We start from the raw sequence: 23772 nt of genomic DNA on the forward strand, positions 1-23772 counted from the left end.
TTTTCGTTAGAATTATACAACAAAGACAATAAAACTAATATTTTAAATTCAAATTATTTTTTATATTCTGACATAACCAATGATAATAAAAACAAAAAAGCAAATCATTCAGAGTTGTCCTGTTTTTCATAAGCAATCAAAACCATTTCACTAAAAGCCTGATTTTTCAAGTTTAGAGCTAAATTTCAGAATAAAATATATGTAAAACAACGAGAAATAAGGCAAAGATTCTCGAAAATGTGGACATGCTTTTCGGATTCTTTACCTTATTTTTTGTTGTTTAATATGTCAGTAGCTCCTCAATTACTTATTATATATAGAAATTTCTATCGAATAATCGAGCGAGACATCATTGCAATGGTATGACGATTTCCACGAATGGCTCGACTCATCGCCATAATGTTTTCAACAGGCGCAATCCCTGAGTAACCAGCATCCCCAATATGTTGGACATCCACACCACAAATTTTATTTTGGATCGCTAGTTGTTTGATCGTATCTGGATCAGATGATTCTTGGCTCGTTCCAATAGCAGACATGGCGAGCCCTCCAGCAGCGTGTATCCGCTTAACTGCTGTTTTTAATTCTGTCTCATCAAATCCTGGTACTGTTCCTACTGCTGGCACTAAAATCACATCTGCTCCAGCATCGATAAAGGATTGAATTGCTTCCAAATCTGCTACCGGTTCATCCACACCCGCCCCATGCATTTTTCCAGCAATAATCAATCCGCCAAAGTGTTCTTTCGCCCTAGATATAGCTTCTGTAATGGCACGATTCGTCACTCCTGAACCCGGATTTCCTGTGAGACAGATAAAATCTAAGCCTAATTGTTTAGCTGCTTTCATTGTTTCAATTGTTGCCTGTCGACCTTTAGGAATTTGCAATCGATCTTCTGCCATGTTTGCTGCTAAATCAACCGGCTCTAAGTTTGCGCCTATAGGTCTGCCTACTATTTTACGCAAGGTTTGAATAATACTTTCTGACTGATCTTCTATTGCTTTTAATCCTGAAACGACTGGATCCAAGGCATCAAAAGCATTCAACAGAATCAAATCGGCACCATAAGCACGGGCAATTTCAGAATTCGTAACTTCTTCAATATTACTATCACGAACTACGACATTTTCTGAACAAATGATCCGTCCTTCACTTGCTTTTATCGATTGTTTCAGTTCAGATCCGGTCATTGACAGGATCTCGGATACTTGTGCACTAATAAATCTTTTTACCATACTGGTTTCCTCCTATGATTCTTGTAATTCGCTCATGCGATTTTGTTTTTCCATCACCCCGAAAAATGGCAGATAAATCAAAATATTTAAAATCAAACAGATGATCTGGATGATCGATCCTGATATATGGCCTCCTGTCGCTAGAAAACCAGATAGTATAGGTGGCATCGTCCAAGGTACAGCAATCCCTACTGTTCCATGAACCCACCCCAGAGACATTGCAAAGTAAGTAACGACTGCATTAGTCATGGGAGCTAAAATAAAAGGAATCAGCAATGTCACATTCAAAACGATCGGCATCCCAAACATCGCTGGCTCATTAATATTAAAAATCCCTGGTGTTAACGTTAGTGGTACCATCGTTTTTGTCATTTTCGAGGAATTTTTTCTCAAGCCAATGATTGCAGCCGCGATAACTAATCCTAATGTCGCACCCCCGCCTCCCATATAAACAAAGTTTTCCATAAATGGTTGGGTAATGATATAGGGTAATTTTTCTCCTGCTTCCACAGCGACTCGATTAGCATCTGTATTCATTAACCAGATCGGCATGATCACAGAGTTAACTACATTCGCTCCATGAATTCCCATAAACCAGAAAAGAGAAACCAAAAAGATTGAGATCATTGTTCCACCTAGCGTCCCCCCAAGCAAACCTAAAGGTCCTCCAAATATTTCCATCAAAAGCTGATGGATGTTCCCTGAACCCCAGTCAGTCATTTGGAAAATCGCATACACCACTAACCACAAAGTAATAATGGCGGCTCCTGGGATCAAGGCGGAAAAACTTTTTGCTACTGCAGGTGGAACCGACTCAGGTAGGCGAATCTGAATATTATGATCGATAAACCATTTGAAGATCAGCGTGGAAAAAATCGCAATTACCATTGCTACAAAGAGTCCTTGCGCCCCCATAAAAGCAGTTGGAATCCCCACGCCCTCTTCTGACAAGATTGTGGGTGTAACTAATAAGAATGAAGAGATGGAAATGATTCCTGCAGATACTCCATCTTTTTCATATTGAACAGCTAAAGCATTGGCAATCCCAAAAGCTGCAACTAACCCCATAATCCCAAAACTAGCATTCACCCCTTTGTTCAAGTATACATCTATTCCATTAGCACTTAAAAAGTTAGTCCATGCATCGATTGGAAACGAAGAAATGATTAGAAATAACGAACCTGTAATAATTAACGGTAACGCTAGAGTTATCCCATTTCGAATCGCAATCAATATTTTATTATTCGAAACTTTAGCAGCAATCGGCAACATCTTATCATTTATAAACTCATTCATCTTCTGAATCTCCTATCTTTTTCATTGTGGGTTTTTCTTATCAAAAATAGTTTCTATATCTCTTACTATATAGAATAAATAAAGCCCTTACAAATCACTCTTTGTGGACTTTTCTGCTTCTTATCATTAAATTTTAACAAAATAGAATTTTAAACCAATTTATCCGAATATTTTCTTACAACGATTCCTTTATTCACTAAACTGGTATACTATAATATAGACCAGTTTCATTAAAATAAAATTCCCCTCATAGTAAAAAAAACAGAGGAGTGCTGAAACAAATGAAGAAATATAAGGATATTTCGAATCAAATCCTCGAAAGGATCCACAAAGGTCTCTACTTACCAGAAACCTTTCTACCTAGTGAAAGAAAATTGATGACAGAATTCAACGTGGCTCGTCAAACCATTCGTTCTGCTCTAAAAGATTTAGAACAGAATGGTTATATTGAGAAACTTCCAGCAAAGGGAAGTAAAGTGATCCCCCATGATAAGATCAATTTTTTTGTTAGTGATCTATCCGGTACATCCGAAAAGTATCATTTTACAGACCATCAGCTGAAGACAGAGATCTTGCAATTGAAAAAAATAGATGTAGATGAAAAACTCCGAGAGAATTCTGGATTTAGCCTTGGAGAGACGGTCTGGTATCTCATTCGAAAAAGATCATTGAATGAGCAAGCAGTCATTTTAGAATTCGACTATTTACGTCTATCTATTGTACCCACATTAACAGAAGAAATCCTCATTCAATCCTTATATCATTATTTAGAACAAAATCTTCAATTAAAACTACATTGTTCAAAAAAAGAAATCTCCGTTGAAAACATCGAACTACCTGTTGCACAACATTTAACGCATGATCATCGAGATAAAAACATGATTGTTGTGAGGAATTGGGCTTATTTAAATGATTATACACAATTTCAATATACAGAAAGCTGGCATCAAGTCGATTCCTTCAAATTTGTCTTACTGGCTGATCGTCCATTACATTAAACAAAGAAGGCTGGGACAGAAGCGGTTAACTCCGAGAAATAAGAAGGGATTCATGAAAATTGTTTTTCAAATTTTTGTGAATCCCAGCTTATTATCGAAGAAGTTGCTTCTGATTCCGCCGTTTATATGTATTTAAAGCATGAAACAAGAATAAATAATACTTTTGTCCCACGCTCCTTAAAATGTTATTCACGAAATAAAAAAATGAACAGAAAGAAATTTCCTTCTTTCTGTTCATCAATGATTCTAAGATTTCTCTTCATCAACATTATTTGGCAAAGAGCTTTTTATCTTAATACTATTTGTGCTATCTGTTTACTTAAAATAAGACAGTGGCAGGGTCAATCAATTGATCTTGTGATAAACTGCTGTCTCGGCTAATTTCAAAGTGTAGATGGCTTCCTGTACTATTCCCAGTCGAACCAACATATCCAATAATTTGGCCTTGTTCTACCTTATCTCCAACTTTTACTACGTATTCTTGTTGGTGAGCGTATAATGCAGTGGTTTGATCTTCATGTTCGATAGCAACATAATTTCCCCAAGAAGCATGGTACTCAGATTTTATTACCGTTCCTGCTTTACTAGCATAGATTGGTTCACCTTGAACAGCGGCAAAATCTAAGCCTCGGTGAAATTCTCCCCAACGAGGACCAAACGGACTAGAAATCGTATAATTTTTAACCGGTACGATATATCCTTCTTGGTTAACGGTTGGACCAGCAACTTCTTTATCATATTGTGTGAGATCATAGGTTTCGATTAGACCATTCAATTTTTGATCATACTTCGTGTCTGTTGCATAACGACCTGTTAAAAATTTAGTCGCTTCTTGGTAAGTCTCAGCATTTTCTTTCCAGACACCATTGTAAAAATCACTGTTTCCAGTTAAACCTTCCTTCATCAACTTAGCGTAGTCATCCAAACTTTCTTCATAGTTCTCATATTTTCTGAAAGTCGCTTGAGTAGTATAAAGCGATCCGTCTCCAGCATCTTCTTGTGTAGCAAAAGACACGCTGTTGTTTTTATGAGTGCCTTTGATCCCAAATAGATTGTAATTGGGCGCTTGTGCTAATTTACTTTGACCACTTGCTGATTCTAAAATCGCTTGTGCAATCATGACTGACGCATACAGATCGTTTTCTTGTCCGATCTTTCTTGCCGGTTCTCCAACTTTGCGGATAAAACTTTCAACTGATTCATCTTTTTCAAAATGGATCACACCGTCTTCGGTTTCATTACTTGATGGTACTAGGTTTTGGATCGGTGCTGTTGCACTTGGTTGATGCACCTCTGTTTGAACTGACGCAGTGTCAGCTGCTCCAGTAGTAGATACCGCTGATTCCTTAGAGGTTTCAGCTGGTTTTGTTGGCTGATTCGGTTGTTGTTCTACTGGTTTCGTTTCTTGTGTTTGTCCAGTAGAATCATTCGTTGTTGGTGTTTCTGGTTTACTTGTTTCTGGTTTACTTGTTTCCGGTTTACTTGTTTCCGGTTTACTTGTTTCCGGTTTACTTTCTTCAGGTGTAGACTCTGGTGTACTTGAGTCAGGTGTTTGACTTTCTTCACTAGACTCAGACGTTTCAGGTGTGGATGATTCAGTCGAACCGTCTGTTGAAGGTGCTTCTGTTTCCTCTGAACTACCTGTTGTTGAATCTGTCGTATTATTATCATTTATGTTCTCAGAAGAATCTGTTGTTTCTGTTTGTTCTCCAGTAGTTGTCGTTTCTTCTGTTTGTGTCCCAATCGTACTTGTCTGTTCAGATGATAACAATTGCTCATCTGCTAATACTTGCAAAGGCGTAGTTAGCAACATTTGTGAAAGAAAAACAAATGACACTAATTTATACGTAGACTTTTTTTTCAATATTTTAACTTCCTTTTCTTTAGATAGTAATAAGATACACACTAATTGTGAATTTTTTGTTAAAAAAATAATAATATTTATAAGGAAATAACAATTACTAATCTTACATATATATTTTAACCTATCACTTCCTCGATTTAAACCTAATTTAATAAACTTTATTTCTTATATTAGGAAATAATACTAGTTATTAAAAGAACAAAAAATCAATAAAAAATTAGAATAATTTTAGCACAATCTAATGTTTTCACTATTAAATATCCCAAACAACTTGTTAATTCTTTATCTAATTTTTTGACGTGTCGTAAATTTTCTATCTAAGTCTATGCTTTTTGATAACAACAAAGATGATTTAAGTAATTTTCATAGAAATAAAATTTTATATTACTTATCATTGAGCATCATATGAACAGTTTTCCGACTTTTATATTTTTCTACTTTTAGCTGCTTGGCTCTCTCAAAATTATTTATTACTTGGAGCTAGTCCCTTGATCAATACTTCTGTCCACTCTGGAGTATACGGCAAGATCTTTTCATAAATCAATGGACTAGCAATTCCTTCGACTAATGCTTGAAAGTACAGTAAAAGAAACTCATCAGAATATTTAATATCTACTTTGCCTTCTTTTCGCCCTTGATGAAAGAGATCTAACATCATGCTGAAGCTCTCATTCGTATATTCTTCCATCAGCTTTGAAAAACTACCGTTATTTTTATCGGTATAAAAATCCATTAAATCTAAATAAAATTGTTTGTGTACTCCTTCTAAATATTTGATCTTATTTTGACTCATAGCGATCATCGTTTCTTCAAATGGCAAATGTTGGGTCATGATTTCTCGAGCTGAATTCCGCATTTCTGTTAGGAACTGTTTGAACACTTCTTGAATGAGCTGTTCTTTACTACCGAAATAATTAAAAATAGATGTTTTCCCTACACCAGCCTCTTTTGCGACCTCTTCTATCGTGACGTTGGCAATTCCCATTTCACTATTCATTCGATTAAAAGTTGTATTTAGTACACGTTGTTTTTTCTCTTGCGTTCGCTTTTCAAAGCCATTCATCTTGTGTTGCCTGCTTTCTTATTTCTTTATATCCATTATAGAATGCCTATTCTGAATTATCAAATGGAATGAAGTTCAAAAAATAACTATTTCAATTGACTATTGTAATTTTAACCGATAATATTGAATTCTAAACTGTCTTTTAGTTTCAAATTAATAACTAAAAGATTAATTATGAACTATATATATAAACGAATACAAAACTGTCTTATTGACAGTGAACTAGGTAAGGAAAAGTCAGCTACTCGCAAGGGAAAGGAACTGATATAAATGACAGAAATTGTAAATGTTCAGGGGGTACAAAAGAATTTTGGTAAATTCCAGGCACTACAAGAAGTAAGCTTCACTGTGAATGCAGGCGAAGTCGTTGGTTTTATCGGACCAAATGGCTCAGGTAAATCTACTACCATCCGAATATTATTAGGCATCATCCAACGAAATGCTGGAACGGCTGAGATTTTTGGTAAAGATGTCTGGAAAGAAAGTTTAGCGATTCACGAACGAATCTCTTACGTTCCAGGAGATGTAGCACTGTGGGGGAACTTATCAGGTGGAGAAATCATCGATCTGTTTATGAAACTTCATGGGAAAGGAAATCCTGAAAAACGAGATGAACTGATCCGCCGTTTTGAACTAGATCCTAAGAAAAAAGCAAAAAGCTACTCAAAAGGGAATCGACAAAAAGTTGGCTTGATCGCAGCCTTGTCCGTTGATTCTGATTTGTACCTCTTTGACGAGCCTACTTCTGGCTTAGACCCTTTAATGGAGTCTGTTTTTCAAGAAGAAGTAGAAAAAATAAAAAATGCTGGGAAATCCATCTTACTGTCTTCCCACATCTTAAGTGAAGTCGAACGCTTAGCCGATAAAGTTGTGATCATTCGGCAAGGAAAAATCGTCGAAACTGGTTCCTTAGATGAACTTCGCCATCTCACACGTTCCACTGTCACACTAGTTACCAAAGAAAATCTGGTACATCTTTCCCAACTCTCTGGTGTTTATGATTTTCAACAACAAGGAAATCAAGCGACTTTTTCTGTTGATCATTCTTCAATGAACCAGCTTTTGATTGAAGCAACAAAATTAGGTGTGGAAAAATTTGAAGCTGTCCCGCCAACATTAGAAGACTTATTTATGCGCCACTATGAAAATTAATGGGGAAAGCGGAGGAAAAAAACATGAATGAAAAATTTGAACGTTGGGAAACTCTGTTACTCCAGTACCTCAAACGAGATTGGAAAAAAATCATTATTTGGGTGATTGGGTTAGGATTATTTTCCAGTGCCTATGTACCAGCTTTTGAAGAAATCGCAAAAGGTCAGGGACTGATCGGGATGTTTGAAACCATGAGAAACCCAGCCATGATCTCAATGGTCGGATCCACCCCAATTAAGATAGGAACAGAGTATACAATTGGTGCTATGTATGCTCAACAAATGTTATTATACTGTGGCGTCTTTGCTATGATTGTTTCTGCATTACATGTGATCAGTCACACAAGAAAAGAAGAAGATTTAGGATTAACGGAACTGGTTCGTTCTTTTCGAGTAGGACGTCAAGCAAACTCTTTGGCTGTTTTAGTTGAAACGATCCTTATTAACTTAATATTAGCATTGATGATTGCAGGTCTGATGAGTAGTTTTGATGCAACTTCAATATCCGTTGAAGGCTCTCTGCTATTTGGAAGTGCCATTGGTTTTTCAGGGATTTTAGGAGCGCTCATGGCGTTAGTCCTCGCCCAAATCATGCCTACTTCAGCAGGGGCAACTGGTGGAACACTGAGTTTTATCGGATTGCTTTATGTAATCAGAGCAGCCACTGATGTCTCCGCCCCTACACTATCGAATTGGAATCCGTTAGGCTGGGTTTATCTCACCTATCCATTTACAGAAAATCGTTGGTTCTTTCTCTTGTATGGTCTTCTGTTTGGTATCGTCCTTCTAGTCAAAGCCTTCTTTTTAGAAGAAAAAAGAGATATGGGCTCTGGCTATTTGCCAACAATGGTAGGTCGTTCTCATGCTCGTCGTACGTTGCTATCTGTTCCAGGACTACTCCTGCGGCTCAATCGAGGGCTTATTATTAGTTGGCTTTTAGCCTTTTTGATCATGGGTGCTCTTTATGGTTCTATCTATGGGGATATGCAGACATTCCTAGAAAGTAATGATTTGATCAAGCAGATGTTTGAAGTCTCCGGTGCCTCTATTGAAGCCTCATTTACCAGCACCATCATGATGGTACTAATCAGCTTAGTTGCCATTCTACCCATTGCAATGATCAATAAACTATACGCAGAAGAATCACGAGGCCATTTTAGTCAATTCTATGCCACAAAAATGACTAGAGGTAAATTATATTGGACTGCGATTAGCTTAGCAGTATTATCCGCCACTTGTGGTATCTTGTTATCTAGTATCGGCCTAGGAGGTACCGCCCTTACAGTGATGGATACTGACACGAGCATGACGATTCAAGATTTTCTAGCAGCTGGCTTCAATTTCTTCCCAAGCGTATTATTCTTCATCAGCTTAGCAGCATTAGCCTTAGGATGGGTCCCTAAATTAGGGAAAATGATTTATGCTTACTTAGGCTATTCCTTTGCGTTGAATTATTTCTCAGGGATATTAGATTTACCAGAAGTTGTAGAAAAAACAGCTATACAAAGCTGGTTTCCTAAAATGCCCGTTGATTCATTTGATGCTCCTCTTTTTATCATAGTAACCTTATTAAGTAGTTCACTCATTCTATTAGGTTTTATTGGTTATAAAACACGAGATCTAGAGAATTAATCATAAGTAGCCTACAAGGATGAAAAGGGTACTTAAGTCTTCTAGTTCAAAACTTTGAGACTCTGACTAAGCCCTGATGGAGAAATCAGTCATCTTAGTATTGAGACAAAACTTAAACAAGTATAAAAAATTATTGTTCTCAATCTTTTATCAAACAAAGTTGAATCATTTTTACACCGTTAATAACCTCCTAAAGATTATCCCTTTAAAAAAGGCAGGGTAACTTGAAAATAGAAAAACTATTTTCAAAATACTCCGCCTTTTTTATGATTAAATCCATTTTTTTGACTACTTTAACACGATTCATCCCGAGCCTGATTCTGACGATGATGGTAACAACCCCAAATGAATATTTCCTTTATTCATCTACTTGAATCAAATAGTTACATCATCAACCAACTACGATAGAAAAGACTACCAAATTGCCAAACAGCTAAAATCGTGACAATCGTTGCCACACTAATAATCACAGTATTCGCTCGTTCTTTGAATAGTTTGTCCATAGTTTGATAAAAAATCATCCCAATCAGGCCACCAAACGTATTATTGATCAAATCAGTGATATCACTGATACCCAGAGTAAAAATAAACTGAATTGTTTCAAAAAATAAAGACAGTAGAAAAATAGTCATAAGCTTTTTCCAAAATGACCATTTAGGGTGCCATAGACTGAGATAGATTCCAAAAGGTATAAACAACAAGATATTATAAATAATCTCTCGCCAAATACTACCTACCACATCAAATCCAACAAAAGCACCTTGAAATGGAATAAGGTTGATTACTCTGGAACCACTGTAGAAACTAGCCGTATAAAATGGCAATTTAAATAAAATCACACCACTCAGCAATAATAGATAAACTAAAAATAACAAACTAAACAGGATATCCTTCCTTTTAAACATTACTTTGCCTCCCTCCTCTTTTTTCCATGAAAGATGACTTGTTCCTATCCTTAGAAATATTTTTTGAATCTCCTACGATTCTCTTCTACTTCAAACGGAAAAGAAAAGGACCAATCAAAATAATCAAAATTCTGATTAGTCCATACTATATCATTAACCTTATAAAGAGGCATACTCTTTTTTCAAAATGCTAAACTCTTTTAAACTTTCCTAATAAATCGTATTTTCAATAAGTAACTTTTTAAAACGATTTTGATTAAATAACATAAGATTTTGATTCTTTACATAGTTAAAAGAATCATAAAAAAACAAGCAGAAAAACTATTCTCCACCGTAGATAATGGCTTGATAACCTTTAATCATGAAGACCAACACCTGAATTATTTTTTTGGAATTTACTTGAACTTGATGGAGTACCTAATCAATAATTATATAAACCCTTCCATAAGTTAAAAAAATAGAGAAACCCATCATACCTTGATTAGGCATGTTTGAGTTTCTCTGTTTTTTAATCTATTTAAACACCATTATTCAATCAGCCACTGACTACGCCAAACACCTAGTTGAAGTTCTCCTACTTCTAAATATCCAAACTTATTCTCACTGTGCATCATCTGAACAAATTTGAAGTGGTTTACAAAACGAACATAACTTCTCGCAGTTTTTTAAGTGATAGGCACGTGCTTTCTTTTTTAGAAACTGAAATTCTCTCATAAATAATTCGTAAAATTAGTACATTCTAATTTTCTCAGTTTAGTTCGTAGTTCTAACTGTTTTTCTTTGCTTTTTTCCAGATCAATAGGCTACCAACGAAAAATAACAGACCTAAACCTAAACTTGATAGATGTGATACTTGATCACTAGTATTGGGTAATTTTCCTTTATTCTTGGATACCATCTTTATCTTGCTATCTTCTTGTTTTTTCCGAGTGTTTTCGTTATTTCTAGTTTTTTCGTCGTCTCTGCTATTTTCATCTCTGTTATTTATACTTTCCCTACCAGAATTCACGTCAGGATCAAGTGTGACGTCATTTAGCGGATCATCAATATTAGGAATATTAGGGACAAGAACATCTACCACAGGCATATTAGTATCCGGAGTAAGATTGCTCAAATCTAAAGCCATCACTGTTACTTGAATGATTTTTGTCACACTCTTTCCAGCAATCAAACTACTTAACTCTATCTCATAATCACCTGTCATCATTCCCAGATCTGACACAGGTTTCTCTGGATCAGATAAATCTACAATTTTTTCTACTTTGATTCCTTCTTCTACTTTGCGTGGTTGCGGAAAATAAACCATCTCATTATTTACTAAAATAGCTTCTGAATGAGTTAAGATATCTTCATTACTAAGAGAGTTGCCTACAGGAATTGAAAAGTTATTTGCCATGATCCGCCACTCTAACAATCCTACTCCAGGAGTATTAGGTGTACCTGTAATAACAGATAAATCTTTATGAGTCACGATTACTTCAACTGCCAAATTAAACGTTTGCCCAGCAATCTCTGCATAAAATGCAACGTCAAAAATACCTGTCATTGTTCCTAGCTCATTGACTTCTTTTGTTGGATCTGCCTTATCTGTGATGGATACAAGTTCAATTTCATCTCCCGATGCTTGTATTTGTGGTTCTTCACTTTCTAAATAAACATTCGCTCTATCAAAAATTTCTTCTAATGTTAAAGCATTTCCTAATTCCATTGAAAAATCGGAAGCTTTAAGTTCCCACTTTATGATACCTTCTTCAGGTGTATTAGGAATCGGATTGATATTCGTTAGACTTGACTCTTTCACTGTGACAAACACAGTTGTCGTCAAATTTTTACCTGCTATTGTTGCTTGAAATTCCACTTCGAACCTACCAGTCATTGGTCCAAGTGCCCAAATTTCTTTATCCAAAACTTCGGTATCTCTAATTTTCGTGACTCGAATGTCATTTCCTGACGTATCAATCCCAGGCTCTTCACTTTCAAATTTCACCTGTGCCATATCCATAATTTCTTTATCTGTCAGGGCGTCTCCTAATTCCATCGAAAAATCATTTCCCTTTAATCTCCATGAGATATCATCCACATTAGGTGTCGTTCCATCAGGGTCTAGCATAGATAGATCTTCTTCAGTGACAGTCACTTCAATATCTTTGGTGACCATAGGATCTTTATCAACACTTAATGTTACGTTGTACTTACCTGTCATTGCGGGTATTTCTTTTCCACTTATTACAAGAGGCTTTGCTGAAGGATCAACTCCATTTAAATCAGTAACAGTAGCCTGAGACAGTTTTAAAATATCTACACCGCCATTTTTATTTACCTCGAATACCTCGTTTAAACCAATTGAAAAATCAGTGGCAGAAAGTTGGTAATCAGGAATTTCATTCACTTTCACATCTACTCTTTTGCTAACCGTATTTCCTGCTCCTGTTGCTCCTAGTGTGAACCATACATCTGATAATTTATTAAAAACATACTTTCCATTGATCATATCAATATTATTTGTATTGGTAACGGTAAGGGTCGGATTTGGATCTACTTGATTTTTATCAACAATTGTTGCATTTGCTATTTTCAAAAGTTCCTCAAATGTAAACGATTCTTTCTTAGAAACCTCAAAATTAGTGGCTGTTATTTCATATAACGGATCTTTTCTTACAGAAATTTCGATATCTCTAAGTCGGACAGAATGATTGATATTAAACCCATCTTCTGTGTACGTCCAATTAACTTCTGCATGATATATCCCATTATCCGATTCTAAAAAATTAGCAATTTCAAACAATGGACCGGAACTATAATTCTGTCCATTTTTTTTCCATTGAATATTTGTTTTTGCCTCAATAGGTACAGACCATTCCTTAGTGTTTTTGCTATCCTCTATTCTTTTATAAAGTTTAAAGCCATCTGGTGACACAGAGAAATTAACAGCATCGCCTTTTTCTACTATGTAGTCAGTTGCAGGGTTGTCTTTATATTCGGCATTAAAAGTGTAATTCCCCCCATTTTCATAAAGAACGATCGAGGAACCAGGCTTCATTCGAGTCCACGGTAAAGGCCCGCTTATAAAAGCACTATTCAATAAATTCTTTAAATGTTCTGCGCCACCTTGATGGGTTTCAATCTTTTCTAAACTAATATATCCAACTTGTGGGGAACGCCCCATCATCCAATCACCAATGCTATTTAAGCTGGTGGTCCCACTAAAATCTATGTACCAAACCCGACTGTTAGCTCCTCCGAATGTACCATCACCACCTATTCGCTGTAGTTTTGAAGCACCTGTGAAATAGATTTCAGTAACGTTTTTAATAGATCCTTGATTCCCTCCAAAAGCAGAATCCCCAATTGTTTCCAAAGTTCCTGCAATTGGCCGGAAGTCAAGGACAGTATTCGACACATTTGGTGTACTAGAAAAAGCAGAATTTCCGATTTCAACAATTTTTGTTCCTGAAAAACTAGGAATAGCTTCTAGCGACTGACAATTATAGAAAGCATGACTTCCGATAACTCGTAGTTCAGTCATTCTAGATAAATCTACACTGAGGATGGGAGCAGTAACTGTTCCTCCATTAGAATTGGAAAATGCATTGGCAGAAATCTCAGTTACCCGATAAGTCTCTCCATTATATGTAACTCTTCCCGGCAAAGATAGACGATCACGATAAGTCGTTCCGTCAGAAGTACGTCCGTCAATACTTGCTGTACCGTCTGAACGAAGTTGATAAATATACCCACCATCGTTCACTCCATCAGGGCCAATATAACTTCCTGGGGAATGCCAAGTGGTATTAATAAATCGTGAACTTGGAGATTCATTCTGAAGCTTTTCTTCTATAGGTAAATCGGTGATTGGCGTACTTTCTTCAGTATCTATTGAAAGTGAGGGTGTTTCATGTGTACTTGTAGTTCCTCCAAGAAAATCATCAGTCCCTGTCTCAGAAGTATTGGTGCCAACATCGCCTTCTTCAACATTACTATCGCTACTCACCTCAGGACTATTGGTACCATCATCACTTTCTTCAACATTACTATCACTACTCACCTCAGGACCATTGGTACCATCATCACTTTCTTCAACATTACTATTACTACTCTCCTCAAGACTATCTATGCCATCGTCCCTTTCTTCAATATTACTGTCACTATTTTCTTCTTGCGGAATCTGCTCTGCTTCTGTTGTCACCAGCTCAGTTTCATCAGAAATACTTTCTGCTTGAACTAGATGAACAGGAAGATATGAAAGCAATATTAAACTCGTGGTACTCGTAGATATTATTTTTTTTAATTTCAAATTCCTTCCTCCTTTGATTCTCAATCATCAATTGACTTTTTTATTTTTTAGCAATGCTTTCTTCTAAAAAACACTCTTAAAACAAGTATAGAAACACATAGATACGAACCTCTTAAAATAACTAATATATTTAATTTGATCGTTAATAAAAAAGAGATAACACTAGTTTTCTATAACTATTTCAAGAATATAATATAACTATATACGATTGGCAATTGGGAAACAAGTATAATTTCAGTATGAATTATTCATGGAAAGGAACAGTGTAACGTTGATCACGTACTATTTCATTTGTTCGTTCACCTACCTTAATTATTTTTTAGTGTGATAACTACAGTTGCTCGTTGATTTTCATTTTTTATAGTAATTGATCCATTCATTTTTTTTATCATCAAATCTGACATATAAAGACCTAATCCAAAATGCTCTTTTTCTCTTTGAAGTTTATTGGAATAAAATGGGATGAATTCCCCCTCTAAATATTCAGCTGAAAATAGAGAGCCTGTGTTATTAATAGAAATTACAGTTTCTAAAGAATTTTGAATAACTGAACATTCCATTTCCCCACCTATATTGACATGCTCCACTGCATTCGATAAAACATTTTGAATAATTCTTGTAATCATTAATTGATCACCATATATAGCTACCAGATTATTTTTATAATTCTCTCTAATCTCGATTTCTTTCATTTTACATAATGAAGAGAACTCTAATATCGTACAATGTAAAATATCTCTTATATTAAGTTCTTCGTATTTTAAAGTGTAGCTGTCAGTATTTAAGCGAGTGATTTTGAGAAGTTCCGTTAATAATTGATCGATTCTAGAAACTTCAGAAGTAATTACAGAGCACCGTTCCTGAACAGTGATATCTTTCGACAAGATCCCCAATAATTCTGCCTCAGCGTTGATTATCGTTAACGGTGCCCTTACATCATGTGCAATGGATGAAAATAATTGTTTCTGCACGATAGATTTTTTTTGAGATTCATCCAATAAATCCTTCAATTCAATCCTCATTTTATTGACCTGTCTAGATAATTCACCAAATTCTCTGTCATAAAAATGAGGTAGTGGTGTGGATAAATTTCCCTCCTCGATTTCTTTTAAATGAGTTTCTACTATTTTAAATTTTGAACGAATCGCTCGATATAACTTCGTAGTAAAAATACTCAGAAAAATGACAAATAGTACGAATGGACTAGCCACGATAAAATATTGCAATACCACATTTATATAATCCACTGTCTGATTGCCAGTGGAAAAAGCAGGATAAACCATCAATATTTTGACGGTTGGATAATAGTTAAATACTTTAAAAGAATACATTTTATTATTTTTCACAAATGGGTGAGGCCCATTAGATATTTCATCTAAATCAATCACATCTGTTGGAAAATCGTCACTTTTTATTTGTTTCTCTCCATCAATTATTATTAAATATTGAAATTTAGAATCTTTATTTGGAATATTCTTATTTTTCCCTAATAAAAGATTAGGGATTTCTTTCTCTACGGAGTTTAAAAAAGATTCCGAATAAACTTTTTCATAATAATCTCTAGGAAACACCGATATCCAAATCAACCAGAATATAAGAATAATGACAAATGAAGCAGCTGTTGATACAACTACTTTTATGACCAATAAGTGGAATGAATGTTTAAGTGAATAGTTATTTTTCATATTTAGGCTCCCAAACATAACCTAATCCATATTTAGTTTGTATATATGTAAAATTAGCGTCATATTCGGCTAGTTTCGATCGTATCTTTTTGATGTGTTCTGTCACTGTACTTAAACTACTTTCGCTATCATATCCCCAAATCGTTTCAAAAATTTGATCTTTACTTATAACATTTCCAATATTACTCATTAATTTTTCTATAACTAAATATTCTTTTTTCGGAAATATAACAACAATATCATTTACAATCACCTGTTTTTTTGCTTTATCCAAAATTACGTTTTGAGTACAAATCGTTTTTTTTGGAACGTTGTTTCTATTTTCTCTTCTTAGATGGCTATCTATCTTTACTTTCAATTGTTTCATGCTAAAAGGTTTAGTAATGTAATCATCTCCACCGCTTTCCAAACCACAAATGATATCTTCCTCTAATCCCAAAGCGCTAATAAAAATAATTGGATATGAAACGGAGTCTCGGATACGTTTACAGATATCAATACCATTAATAATAGGAAGCATAACATCCAGTAACATTAAATCAAAACATGAAATGTCTATTTCCTCTAATTCTTGATATGAATGAGCAACTGTTACTCTATAGCTACTCATTTCTAGATATTGTTTTACCAATTTTGTGATTTGGATATCATCATCAATATAAATAATCTCAACCATAAAAATCTCCCCTTTCACTTACCTAATCAAGTAAAAATACTGCATCCCAATTGGTCTTTTTGCTACCCAACATAGACAAAATAGGGAGTAATACACCAGTTACACCATCAAGTATCCCAATAGTGTTAATCATTTTCATCTCTTGCTGGTTTTGATCATTTGTGTTGTACTCCCAATTAGGAAATCCAAATGGAAGATTTTCATCATAAAAAGATAGAGTTTTATTCATTAATCGCTTAGATTCAAGATTGAACGCCTTGATTTTAGTCACTTCATAAAACTTCTTATAAATATATGAAACTCCAATATAGCCATGACAGAATGTGGGCGATATCAGCCCAATTTCAGAATCAATAGCAGATTTCATTGTTTCACAAGCTATATACAACAGCTGACTGTTTTTTAAAGCCTGTGAAGCTTTCAATAAAGAATAAGCTACTCCAGGTCTGCCATAACACCATGCATCTCGACTATCGTCAAATACTTGGTTTTTATTACTTAACTTTCGTATATCTATCATGCTAGGCCAATTGTTATGTTTTGTATCCAAATTAGCTATTAGTAATTCACTTATTGATAGAACAGCCTCTCTAAGTCCAGGGACTTTAATATTAGAATTAAAAGCTTTAGACATCACAATTAAAGGACCTGCGATACCATGAGACAATCCAAGATTAATTGCTCCTTCTGGAAAAAGCTCTCTTTCTTCTTGCAGAAACAAATTTTCTGCAGAAATACGCCAATGAGGAATATCAATGCCCTCGTAATTATATTTATTTGATAACTTTACAAAATAATGGAGAATCTCTTTTATTTGTTCCAGAAAATATTTTTTGTTTAGATCATTCATCAACATATAATTAAGGATACCGGATAAACCTTGGATCGTATCATAATTGAACATCAAAGTTTCTTCACTTGAATGAATCAACTCAAGCTTCACTTCGATTAAATCTTTAAGAAACGCATCTAGACTTTCTTTGAATTTTCCATAATATTCCCCATTATTTGAACACTCACAAATGGCCAAGCAAATTCCACTACAACCAGAAAATAATGAAGGTTCCTCAATTCCATAAATCTTTATCAACTCTATTAATTTTTGTATATAAGCATTACAATAGTCCATCCATCCTTCATTTGAATATTGTCTGTCAAGTTCTGCATAGAGTAAGCATAATCCCGGAATTCCATGACTCATTGTCAAAGGAGCATCAGGAAACAGTTTATCTTTCCCATAATTTAAATAGTTATCCTTTTCTAATAACACTTGTTCTACATAATCAAATTCTTTTAGTTTCCATGCTACTTTTTTTACATAACAGTCTATCTTATCCATCATATGCCTCCTTTTAATAAGAAATTTCTTTCTCATAGAGTTCTTTATAAGTCGGACAACTAGATAAAAGTTGTTCATGCGTCCCAGTCCCAACAATAGAACCATTATCTAGAACAATGATTTTACTTGCACTTTTAGCAGCTCCAATTTTATGTGTAATAAATACACCAATTTTGTTTTCAGATCGATTGAAAAATTCATCAAAAACTTTAACCTCAGCTGTAGAATCAAGAGCAGCACTGGGTTCATCTAAGAGATAGACATCACAATCCTTGTAGTGAGTTCGTGCTAATGCAATTTTTTGCCATTGTCCACCAGATAATTCTTGTCCATCATCAAACCAATTACCTAATTGTTTATCCAGCAAATAATGATGGCCAAGTGGACTTTCTTTTAAAAAATCAACTTCTAGCTTAGTTAATATTTCATTCATCTTATGGCGATTTTGTTTATCCGATTTTCCCCCTAAAGCGATATTATCTGCCAAACTCATTTCAAGTTTCAAAAAATCTTGAAAAAGGACCGATATTCTTGCTCGATAACTATTTTTATTTAGAACTTCAAGTGAAGCATCATTAATATAAATTGACCCAGAAGAGGGTTGATAAAGACCAGATAAAATTTTTAGTAAGGTTGATTTGCCCGATCCATTTTTACCTATAATCGCTACTTTATCTCCTTTTTTTATTTCAAAATCAATATTCTGTAACACTAAAGCGGATTCATAAGTATAGGATATCTGTTCAAATTTGATTGACTGAATCTGCTTTATCTCCTTCCCATGATTTGATCGATCACAAGGTAATTCCATAAAACGATCAAATAAATTCATATACATATTACTATTATAAATGGAGTACAGAGAAGTTATGATTGACATTGTATGACTTTGAATCATACTAACAGACTTAATATACGAAGTAACATTTCCAAGAAGAAGTTTTCCTTCAAAAGCTTCTATAATTGCCAAAACCAATACAACAGAACTTACTAACTCTTGCAATATATTGAAAAAGACGGAAACAAATCCTTGTTTCTTATTGATCGCATTCTCTTGCCTAATGAAATCACTTTTTAAGTTCCAATATTTATTTAAAAAGAAATCTTTAAGATCATTTGCTTTTATTTCTTTAAAGGCAAAATCGTGTGTCATAAGATAACTAAGATACCAACTTTCCCTCTCTTTATTACTTCTACTATAGCGCATTTCAAATTCTTGTTGCCCGATTTTCAAGTAATAAAAAGCGGATACAAAGGGGACTGTGATGATCAAAAGAATGGTCCAGGGCTTCCAAAAAAATAAAATAGATGCAACGGATAGCAAAGTGGCGAGTGATGATAGGAAGGATAAGATGGCTTGAAAAGTTTGATAAGGTTTCGTAGAAATGTCATTTTCTAATCGTGTAATTTGATCATAAGTATCAGAGTTCTCAAATTGTTCAACTGATAGCTCTCCACATTTTTCCATAACCTGATAATTGAGTTTATAGTTTAGCAGTATCTGCAGTTTACTGGAGTAATATGAACCAATACTGCTGAATAAATCTGCAATTATTGAAAATAAGATATAAAATAAAAAAATGACGATTGTTGTTGTCATCCCTTTTGTTTGTACTTGTAAATTATTTAATAACGATTGAGACAGTAGTACTGAGATTGTAGGCGATAAACCATTTAGTATTGTCAAGATAAAAACAATAACTGACAACTTTTTATTCATTGAAAAAATCAAATAGATGGTTTTGAAGATACGTTGGACATTACTTTTGATTATTTTTTTCATTCTCTATCATCATCTTTCGCTTATATCTTTGTCCTTTTAGTGTGTGAAGTGCAAAGAAATAAATTTTTCTTTCAAATTCTCTATCCGTGCCAAACAATCTATTGCAGTGCAAGTGAACCACGCTAAGAATGATATCTTCAAGGTAATTTGTTAAACTATCACTTTCTCTCAATAATTTGGCATATTCTTGGATAGCATTTTGACGTAAATCCATTAACTCAATAAATTTCCGACTTTTTTTGTCCTTCTTAAAAGTCTCCCAATGATTATAAGAATCTAAGAGATTGATATAGTCATTTTTTATATCTTTGAAATCTGATGTAAAATTGTCGTTGCCGACGCTTGCTTCTAATAGCTCTATTTGCTTTTCAAAAGTTATTCCAAACGAATTGAGATAGTGAAGAACTGAGACCACGCCTATTTCTTCTTTGTGTTCAACAATATCCATCAGTTTGACTACTACTTTGCTGTCTATTTGAAATATTTGTTCAGCTAGTGGCATCAGTTCTTGTCCACCATATCTTTCGTTCTCCGGATAATAAGTATCGATGATGTACTTCGATACTAATCTTGAATGTTGTAACGGCGCAATAAAGTGATTAAATCGTTCTGCTATTTCAAAAATATGCGGCTTTTCAGCCTTAATACGTAATCGAATATGTGGTAAAGGATCCGAGTATCTCATGAAATAAGTAGTTATTACAGGTAGATTTACAGAAAGTTCTTCAGTAAAGTAATTAACAAATTTAATAATTTCTTCTTCATTCTCATTGGAACAATATATTTTATAAAATAGCCAATTTTCAAAAGGTGAAAAACCATTACTTCCATTAATATTGTTACTTATTTTTGTATTTATTTTTGCTTCCATTGAATTTTCAAGATTTCTATAAAATGGTAGCACTACTTCAACTGGTTTTTCTCCATTACAAATAGATTTTAAATTTTCACCTCTTTCAATTCCACGTATCATTATTTCTCCCTGCTGCTTGTATTTTCTATAAATCAAATCAATATAAACTGGTTCATTTATATCTACTAATATTCGATTATCAGCACTCTGTAAATAAAATACATCCGGAATTTTTAATTTCGTTTTAATTGCCCTAAAGTGCCTAATAAACTGTTCTTTTTTTGTTTTTTTATTTGGGAGTTCTAAAACATACTTATTTATCTTCCATAATTCCGTTTCAATCACTATGTTTTTATATTCAATTTGTGGAACATATGAAAACATGCTATAAACTTCACTCCAAGGAAAATGACTCCAAGATAATTCATCTTGTAATGATACTTCTTGCATCAATCGAATCCCATTGTCTGCCATCATCGGGTTTAACATATTATTACTAGTGACTAGTATTTTTTTGTTATCTAAACGATTTCGAAGGTACAACTTATCCTTCTCAACACCTATTAGAATATCTGTCATTTTAACTTCATTTTCTCTATCATAAGAATTTGTATGTAGAGAGATATTTTTATGATTAATTGTAAAATCTCGTGTAACGTTTCCAGATCTTATATTCTTTGGAAGATAAACTAGTTCATACACTTCTTCTTTGCTTGAAGCAATAAATTGATCATCAAATTCTTTCATCACTTCTAAAAATTGCTTTGAAAAATAAGCAAATCGACCAAATGTTTTTCCCGCTTTATTGGATCCCACATTAGGTCCAAGATAAAATTTTTTCTTATTTCCAAATTCTTTCACAAGAAAATTAAGTTCTAAATTTTTAGGAACTCTCTCATTCCTCTTGTTTTCGATATAAGAGGATATTTCTCTACCATCTAATGTAATCGACGTGTTCATTTTGATTGCTCGGATATATTTATTTATGAAGTAGTCCCTTAACTCATTTTTTTCAGCTAAATTTTTCAGAGGAGTGATATAACGATTTTGAGGTTGAGAATAATTCAATGGTGCCCCTATTCCTAAAGTTTCATCTAGCAGCTCATAGATAGGAACATCGATGTATTCGCCATATCTCTCTAAAAATCTTAACTTGAATTCTTCCAGATATTTATTTTTTTGATACTTAGATATTTCTAACAGAAAAGAGGCAAAGTCCTCCAATTGATTCAAATCTTCTTTTACCAAAACTAACGAGTTAGTTTGGATCTCACAGTCTACTTGAAGATAACTTTTTGAATGAATCTCCTCTATGCTTTTCAACTTGCTCACAATGGTTTTATATAACACAATACCTTCACCAATTTCAGTATTTTGATAAGTACTTATATCCTTTTGAATATCCATTAGTAGATTCCTATAATGTTTAACAGCTGAAAAATCATTCAGTTTAGAGATTACCCAACCTAATTCGTCTGTATTAGATAACGGTGGACGTAGACTTGAGATTAAAAACTCTTTTTCTATTAAGGTTTTTAAAAACAATTCAACTACTTCTTTATTGCGTTCTGGATACTCCGCTTGTAGATAAGCAACTAGATTATCAAAACTCAAAAAATCTCCTCGACGCAAATGAGTATAGACCATTTCAAACGGTTTATTAAAATTAATGCTAATCTTATCTGTTTTTGAATCTGTATTATAAGGTAAAAATACTCTATTTCCGATAATATATAAACTACTATTTAATTGGAAATCCAAACTTGGATAATATTTTTTTTCAATATATTTAACAAAATTTATTAACCATTCCAGATCAATTCTAGCATGCTTAATAAATTTGGTTTTTTCATTATTTAAATTATTTAATCTATTTTTATTTATATCAACTAATCCAGCACCTGAGAATAATCCAAAGGGTGTTGTACGTGTGGCTGATCTATTTATATCTGTCTCTTATACACATCTAGATGTGTATAAGAGACAGATCCAAAGGGTGTTGTACGTGTGGCTGATCTATTTATATCTGTCTCTTATACACATCTAGATGTGTATAAGAGACAGCCTGAGAATAATCCAAAGGGTGTTGTACGTGTGGCTGATCTATTTATATAGCTTGTCATGGAAGCAATAAAATTTCTCTTCTTTTTTGAAGATAACTCATCGAATTTATTTTTTTCAAACAATTCATATAATGATTGTGAAGCAATTAATAATTGTTCACAAAAAATTGAATTTTGCTTCAGTTCGTCTAACTTTTTCTGTACATCTATCGCATTATTTTTAAACTGTTCATCTTGAAAAGGTAAACGTACCATAAATTTATTATTTGCAAGTACTAATTTCTTCATATCATTCACTCCCTAAAAAAGCGGACATGAAATCACCTCTCATATCCGCCAAATTATTGTTTAGCAACCACCTAAAGAACAGAGAATTGAACCCACACAACAATTTGATTTCAAAGTGGAGCCACCTTTACAAGTATTATTACATGTTCCTGGTGTACACCAAAATAAACTAGTAACACGCGGTTCCTGATTTGGATCAGAAACATTTTGTTTTAAGTTTAAATCAAAATCATCATATTTAGGCATTATTTTTTTCTCCTTTCATTTTAAGCACACGTCCAACAAGTTTTAGTGACGCAGACGTTAGAACACAACCAATTAGTTTGTGGACAGTTGCTATTACACGTTCCTGGTGTACATGCGATAAGACTAGTCACTCTAACATTTTTTTGATTTGAACTACTTTGTTTTAGATTCAAATCAAAATCATCATATTTAGGCATTTTTCTCACTCCTTTATATTTTTATATCAACGTAATCGATTACTAATACACATCTAGATGTGTATAAGAGACTTTCTCACTCCTTTATATTTTTATATCAACGTAATCGATTACAACTATCAGTATAGATTCTGTCTCTTATACACATCTAGATGTGTATAAGAGACAGCATATCCCCAAATCGTTTCAAAAATTTGATCTTTA

Annotated in this window: 17 protein-coding genes; 3 read left to right on the forward strand and 14 right to left on the reverse strand. The window is 34.0% G+C overall.

Annotated features, from left to right (window positions below; all coding sequences use genetic code 11):
* Positions 1-326 precede the first annotated feature (326 nt).
* Together A5844_RS09510 and A5844_RS09515 are read right to left on the reverse strand one after the other, a co-directional pair.
* Positions 327-1235 (reverse strand): DUF7916 family protein, encoded by a 909-nt coding sequence (locus A5844_RS09510; RefSeq protein ID WP_086284947.1) that lies wholly within the window; start codon positions 1233-1235, stop codon positions 327-329.
* A 12-nt stretch (positions 1236-1247) separates the two neighbouring features.
* A complete protein-coding gene (locus A5844_RS09515) occupies positions 1248-2531 on the reverse strand; it encodes a PTS sugar transporter subunit IIC (protein ID WP_086284948.1) in 1284 nt (427 codons plus the stop codon).
* A gap of 281 nt (positions 2532-2812) precedes the next feature.
* Here A5844_RS09515 and A5844_RS09520 point away from each other — a divergent pair, with 281 nt between their 5' ends.
* Positions 2813-3529, forward strand: coding sequence for a UTRA domain-containing protein (locus tag A5844_RS09520; RefSeq protein ID WP_086284949.1), 717 nt, complete (start codon positions 2813-2815; stop codon positions 3527-3529).
* Between the two features lie 319 nt (positions 3530-3848).
* Here A5844_RS09520 and A5844_RS09525 read toward each other — a convergent pair whose 3' ends face one another.
* The gene (locus A5844_RS09525; protein ID WP_086284950.1) at positions 3849-5393 is read right to left on the reverse strand and encodes a peptidoglycan DD-metalloendopeptidase family protein; all 1545 of its coding nucleotides are present in this window, start codon (positions 5391-5393) and stop codon (positions 3849-3851) included.
* A 463-nt stretch (positions 5394-5856) separates the two neighbouring features.
* Complete coding sequence (locus tag A5844_RS09530) at positions 5857-6456, reverse strand: TetR/AcrR family transcriptional regulator (RefSeq protein WP_086284951.1); 600 nt, start codon at positions 6454-6456, stop codon at positions 5857-5859.
* A 270-nt stretch (positions 6457-6726) separates the two neighbouring features.
* On the opposite strand from A5844_RS09530, the gene A5844_RS09535 reads away from it, so the two are divergent.
* Together A5844_RS09535 and A5844_RS09540 are read left to right on the forward strand one after the other, a co-directional pair.
* On the forward strand, positions 6727-7608 hold the full coding sequence (locus tag A5844_RS09535) for an ABC transporter ATP-binding protein (RefSeq protein ID WP_086284952.1): 882 nt from the start codon (positions 6727-6729) through the stop codon (positions 7606-7608).
* Positions 7609-7631: 23 nt separating this feature from the next.
* Positions 7632-9239 carry an ABC transporter permease gene (locus A5844_RS09540; protein WP_086284953.1) on the forward strand — a complete coding sequence of 536 codons (1608 nt, stop codon included), beginning with the start codon at positions 7632-7634 and terminating at the stop codon, positions 9237-9239.
* Positions 9240-9622: 383 nt separating this feature from the next.
* On the opposite strand, the gene A5844_RS09545 is transcribed toward A5844_RS09540, so the two are convergent.
* The 10 genes from A5844_RS09545 to A5844_RS14815 form a co-directional block, all read right to left on the reverse strand.
* Complete coding sequence (locus tag A5844_RS09545) at positions 9623-10144, reverse strand: VanZ family protein (RefSeq protein ID WP_086284954.1); 522 nt, start codon at positions 10142-10144, stop codon at positions 9623-9625.
* A gap of 766 nt (positions 10145-10910) precedes the next feature.
* Positions 10911-14438, reverse strand: coding sequence for a leucine-rich repeat protein (locus A5844_RS09550; protein ID WP_161972798.1), 3528 nt, complete (start codon positions 14436-14438; stop codon positions 10911-10913).
* Between the two features lie 308 nt (positions 14439-14746).
* Entirely contained in the window at positions 14747-16123 is a 1377-nt protein-coding gene (locus tag A5844_RS09555; RefSeq protein ID WP_086284956.1) for a HAMP domain-containing sensor histidine kinase, read from the reverse strand.
* Positions 16113-16799 (reverse strand): response regulator transcription factor, encoded by a 687-nt coding sequence (locus A5844_RS09560; protein WP_086284957.1) that lies wholly within the window; start codon positions 16797-16799, stop codon positions 16113-16115. The genes A5844_RS09555 and A5844_RS09560 overlap by 11 nt, the downstream gene beginning before the upstream one ends.
* Before the next feature lie 22 nt (positions 16800-16821).
* A complete protein-coding gene (locus A5844_RS09565; protein WP_179190581.1) occupies positions 16822-18138 on the reverse strand; it encodes a lanthionine synthetase C family protein in 1317 nt (438 codons plus the stop codon).
* A gap of 13 nt (positions 18139-18151) precedes the next feature.
* Positions 18152-19858: an ABC transporter ATP-binding protein gene (locus tag A5844_RS09570; protein ID WP_256924547.1), complete on the reverse strand. Its 1707-nt coding sequence runs from the start codon at positions 19856-19858 to the stop codon at positions 18152-18154.
* A gap of 40 nt (positions 19859-19898) precedes the next feature.
* Complete coding sequence (locus A5844_RS09575) at positions 19899-22721, reverse strand: lantibiotic dehydratase (RefSeq protein ID WP_256924557.1); 2823 nt, start codon at positions 22719-22721, stop codon at positions 19899-19901.
* 86 nt (positions 22722-22807) lie between these two features.
* The gene (locus A5844_RS09580; RefSeq protein WP_086284961.1) at positions 22808-23125 is read right to left on the reverse strand and encodes a lantibiotic dehydratase; all 318 of its coding nucleotides are present in this window, start codon (positions 23123-23125) and stop codon (positions 22808-22810) included.
* A 60-nt stretch (positions 23126-23185) separates the two neighbouring features.
* Complete coding sequence (locus tag A5844_RS09585; RefSeq protein WP_086284962.1) at positions 23186-23371, reverse strand: gallidermin family lantibiotic; 186 nt, start codon at positions 23369-23371, stop codon at positions 23186-23188.
* Positions 23372-23391: 20 nt separating this feature from the next.
* Positions 23392-23568: an FDLD family class I lanthipeptide gene (locus A5844_RS14815; protein ID WP_218776174.1), complete on the reverse strand. Its 177-nt coding sequence runs from the start codon at positions 23566-23568 to the stop codon at positions 23392-23394.
* Between the last annotated feature and the right edge of the window lie 204 nt (positions 23569-23772).

Origin of the sequence: Candidatus Enterococcus wittei, from assembly GCF_002140175.1 — a bacterium.
Taxonomy (GTDB): Bacteria; Bacillota; Bacilli; order Lactobacillales; family Enterococcaceae; genus Enterococcus_B; species Enterococcus_B wittei.